The 4,988-nt window shown below is 70.7% G+C and carries 2 protein-coding genes; one reads left to right on the top strand and one right to left on the bottom strand.

The window, feature by feature from the left end; all coding sequences use genetic code 11:
• On the top strand, positions 1-1,209 hold a 1,209-nt coding region (locus AC5LUJ_RS09930; protein WP_493464815.1), incomplete at its 5' end, for a hypothetical protein.
• Positions 1,210-2,544: 1,335 nt separating this feature from the next.
• Here the strand turns inward: AC5LUJ_RS09930 and AC5LUJ_RS09925 are convergent.
• Positions 2,545-4,029 carry a hypothetical protein gene (locus AC5LUJ_RS09925; protein ID WP_250282168.1) on the bottom strand — a complete coding sequence of 495 codons (1,485 nt, stop codon included), beginning with the start codon at positions 4,027-4,029 and terminating at the stop codon, positions 2,545-2,547.
• Positions 4,030-4,988: the final 959 nt, after the last annotated feature.

Raw genomic sequence — 4,988 nt, 5'->3', positions numbered from 1 at the left:
CTGTCCCCCGCGGACCGGGTGTTCGGCTGGGTCCGCACCGAGGACCGTCCCGGAGCCGGGCCCGACGGCCGGCGCGACCCGGCTGGCGCCTGGCTCGGCGCCGTGCGCATCGGCCCGGTGCGCTGCGACCAGGCGTCGGACGCGCCCGCCGAGAGAAAAAGCCTCCCGCCGCCGGCCGGCGGGCCCGCCGTGGAGCGTTTCCGGGATCCGGGCCTGCCGCTGGCGATTCTCGGCCAGCCCAAACCCGGCCAGGGCCGTTTCTATCTCGGCACCGAACGCAACGGCCATCCCGCGCCGCTGCCGGCCGGGCTGCCCAAGGGGAGCTGGTTCGTCTCCGAGGGCCGAATGCTGCGCGGACGCAAGGTCTACCCGCATCACGCCGGCCTGCCCGACCGCTACTGGCAGGACCCGGCCGCCGACCGCACCCAGAGCCTGGACGGCGGGCGCTACCAGGAATACCGTCGACCGCGAAAGTCTGCGGTACCGGAGAACAATTCACGCGCGAACCCGCTGAACCGCGACGGAACCGCGTTCGCCACCCTCACCGGCGGCGGGGAGAAGGACGAGAACCGCGACGACCAGAACCGGTCGATCGAGGGCTGGGTCCGGCCCGGCACGACGTTCACCTTCAGCGTCGACGTCCGTAACCTCACCGGGGCCGAGCTGGGCGCGCTGCTGTGGCTGCTCGACCTGGGCGCCGGCGAGCCGAGCCGTTTCCACCGGCTGGGCCTGGGCAAACCGCTGGGTTTCGGCAGCGTCCAGCTCACCGTCGACCCGGCCCGCACAGACCTGCGCACCGGCGAGTCGTGGGCCGAGTACTACCGCTCGATCATCCCGGACGAGCCCGTTTCCGACGGTTTCCCGGCCGCGGCCCGAGAAACCGTCGGCGAGTTCCGGCGGGCGGTGGCCGGCGGCGATGACGAGCGGTTCGAGCAGGTCCCGCACATCCGGGCTTTCCTCGCCGCCGCCACCGGAAATCCGCTCACGCCCGTGCACTACCCAAGGGTCCGCCCGAACGGCCTGCGCACCGACGTCCCGGTACCCCCCGACCCCCGCGGCCGCTCGTTCGAATGGTTCGTCCAGAACGAACGCCAGGGCCGCGATGTCCAGGGCGCCCGCGGCGTCAGTCTCCCCGACCTCGGCGCCGCATCCTCTCCCCAGCCTCTCTCCATCTATCCCGGCAAGGATCAGCCCAGCAAGGACCGCTGACGACGGGGACGACAACCACGGCCGCGATCCTTCCCGGCCGCCAGCCGTACCGTGCGCTCCGCACAGTACGGCCCCACCCCACCCGAAGTATCGGCCGATCACGAGATTGAGGGAACAAGTGGCTGTGATAGCAGCCGTTTGCACCCTCAATCCCATGAGCGGAGCGGGATACGACCGGTGGCGCTCCGGCCGCCCGGCGCCGGGGTGTGCGGTCGGGCCCGGCGTGGTCTGCCGGTGACGGGCGGGCGGCGGCAAGGGCGGGATGGCGGCGGCGGTGGTGTCATGGGCTGAGTTGTTACGGGCTGACGGCGCTGTCGCACGCTGACGGCGGTAGCCAGCCGGGGGCGTCCGGCTGGGAGGAGCGCTACCGTCGGTTACTGAAGTCATGTCTTGCGGGGCTGGAGGGAGGGGATGCCGGTGAGTACGGCTGCGGGGCGGTTGGCGGCGTTGGCTGGCATTCCGCTCGTCTCCCGGCACGTGCAAGGCACTTTCGGGCCGGCGACGCTCCGGCTCGCCGGGGCCCGCGCGGTGCTGGACCTCGACGACGGCGGCAGCCCTCCACTGCGCCTGACCTGGACGGACGAACCCTGCCAGGCAACGGATACACCTGGCCGGACGACGGGCAGGCCGGGCCGGACGACGGTGGGCCGCCAGCTCGCGGACCTGCTGCGCACCAGGGGCACGGCCGTGTTCGCCCGGCCCGACCTGCTGCGGCTCGCCCGCCGCAGGAAGATCACCGATCTGCCGATAACGGCACCGGCCGCACCGCGATCCGTGCAGGCAACCACGGTCCGTGACGGCGTCCGCCTTGAGATCACCTCATGGCCGGACCCCGCCGCCGGGACCCGTGTCCCGCGGAACACAGCCCCTGACAGCCATGACCGCGGCCTCCGCCCGGCTGGAACCCGCGTCCCGCGGAACACAGCCCCTGACGATCAGGCCTCTGAGCCCCAGCAGGCTGGGGCCCGCGTTCCGCGGAACACAGCTCCCACGGCATCGACAGTCCCCGGCGCTGGGCACGAAACCGAGCACGGGCCCCGAACAGCCCCGACGGTTCCAGCTCCGACGGTTCCAGGTGGCGCGCCGGCAGCCCCGCTGTCGGCAGCGGGAACGTCTACGGCCCACGATCCGGATCGTGACGCTCGGGATGCCCACACGACCGGCTTCGGGGCATGGGCCGGGACACGGGCCGTCGTGCTGTCCACGGCACAGGCACGTGACCTCGCGGACCTGCTGGAGGCATGGGCCGCCCTGCCGCCCGGCTGACGGCCGGGTCCAGGTCCGGGTATGTGACGGCCAGGTATGTGACGGCGCCGGCTGTGCTGTTTCTCGGCATCACGCCACCCCGTAGCCGTCAATGCCACGCAGCAGGACGTCGACCCAACAGACACCGGCCCCGGCGACGAGGCGCGTGAAGCGGCCGACTTCGGCTTCGGCCTCCTCCTCGCCCAGCCGCAGATGCCGTCGGAAGGCCGCGACAACGTCGGCCTTCTTGCCGTACGCGGCATCGACAATCACCTTTAACAACCGAACTGTGACGGCATTGAGTACCGGTTCACGAATGACACCGGCCTCACGCGCGGCACCAGGCTCACGAGTGGCACCAGGCTCACGAGTGGCGTCGGAACCCGGGGCGGGAGGAGCCGCGTCAGGTCCCGCCCCGGGCATCCGCGCATCCGGACGGCTCTTCGGCCACGCCCCTGGCCGGCCGCTTTTCGGGTGGGTCTTCGGCTGGCTCTTCGGCGCGGTTCTCGAAGGGACCGCCTTCGGCCGCGGCCCCGGATTCTCCCGCCGGCCATAGCCATCGCCATGCGTGTCGGGATGCGTGTCGCCATGCGTGTCGGGGTGCGTGTCGCGCACCCGCCCGTCATCGCTGGGACGAACAGGCGGCAGGAGTTCGGCGATGATCGCCTTTCGTGCGGTGTCGGCGTCCGCCTCGGCCGCGCAGGAATCCTCGACGGACGGCACATGATCGCCGATACATTCGTCCGGGCCGGTCTCATCCGGAACCCCGCCGGGCCGTCCGGCGAGCGGACCGGCAACGGCCCGCGCGTAGAAGTCGGGGTTGCACCGGCGCAGCAGCGCGAGCGAGCGCCGCAGCCGCTCGTCGGTCTCCCGCTCGCTGAGACCGAACCTGAGCTGCATTTTCGGCAGCGAGAACGGGTCGGTGATCTCGTCCCGGAGACCAAGCAGGAAATGGATGAGAATGTTCTGGCCGACGGGGTCGGCGCGCAGCGGCGCGGCCCATTCAGCGGTGCTGATCGCTACTTCCGGACGGGTCGGCAGGCCGCGTTCGGCGGCCGATTCCCGGCGCACGGTCGGCACGATCCGCCCGGCCGTGGGGAAGTGGACGAGCTGCGCCCACACCGCCCGCAGCCAGCCCGGCGGCTCCGGCGAGATTCCCCCGGGGAAGGCGGGGTGGCACAGCATGGCGCCGTGAACGGCGGCCTCCTGCCATTCGGCCTCGGGCGTCACAAGATGGTCACGGACGACGATCAGCTCACGAACTTCCTGACCGGCATTCGAGCCGCCGGCGATCGTCGGTACGTCGCCCATGAGAGCGGCACGTATCCGGCCGAAACCGTCCATGAGCCGAGGCGTCCACTGGTCCATGCAACGCTGGCAGAGCGGGCCGGGTATCGGGTGGGCGGCGTCGAACATGGGTGGCCGGTCGGGACGGCAGGCGCACGTCCCCGGCTTGGCCCGGTGGACATCGCGGACGATCACCGCCCACAGCGCCGGGCCCACCAGCTCGCGGAAGGCCGCGAATGCGTTGTTGTCGTCCTCGTCCGCGATGTCGGCGAGTGTCAGGGCAGCCATCGGTCCTCCTGTGTTGGGCACGCTGAACCACGGGTGGTGATCCGGCAACAAAGCGACGCCACGAAGACGCCACAGCACTCGGATGCTCCGAGTGCTTCACAGGGGACCGGGACCGCGAAGATCCTGGTCATCGACCACACGCCGCGCGTAGTGGCCGGTCGGCAACGTACTGGGGCTCGTCAGCCCCTGTCAACACCCACCCATTCCGGACGGGACGCCCCGGCCGCCGGCCCCATGGGCCCTCGCCGTCCGGCCCAGCGCCATCGGGTTCGGCGCCGCCCAGCGCCAAGCCCCCACATCCGATCGTCACCCGAGCTCCCTCCGCACGTCAGAGCCACAAGCGAACACGGGAAGCGCACGATTGTGCCGCTTTCGGCTCTGCCCCCGACCGCCCTCCTGCTGGAGAACAGGTCAGATTAGGGCATGCCCCGTCACGCCCCGCGGCAGGGTGCCCACGACACTCCCAGTCAATCCCCTGCGCACCATCGCAAACACAAAGAGCAACGAATCGGGCCATTTTCACGATCACCGAGGACGCGCGGACGCTCTCCTCTGAGAGCCGTAGGCAGAAACCGCCGCGGTGACAACAGCCACCACCTACGCCCCCGGACCCCGTAGGTGGAAACCGTCACGATAACAACCGGAATCACCCATATCTTCCGCAGTTCCGCAATCGCCCTCCGGCCGCCGGGCCGGCTTCCGCCCGACACGGAGATCCGGCCCCATGGACCGAAAGCACCGGAACGCGGAAGTCCGGATTCTGTTTCAAGCCGATGCGGAAAGCCGGTGCTCTACAGCCCAAGGTGCACGGCGCATTCCAGATGCTGAACTAGTTTCAATCCGATGCGGAAGGCCGGGGCGCTGCGACAGTACCACCGGTCCCGGGGGTGCTGACCCGCGCTTCCCACCGCTCCGTCGTCCGTCAGGGATGGGTGGGTCGTGTCGATGCGGTACGGGCG

This window comes from Protofrankia sp. CiP1_Cm_nod3 (genome assembly GCF_982290655.1).
The sequence above is the reverse complement of the archived record's forward strand: the minus strand, read 5'-3'. Positions and strand labels throughout refer to the sequence as shown.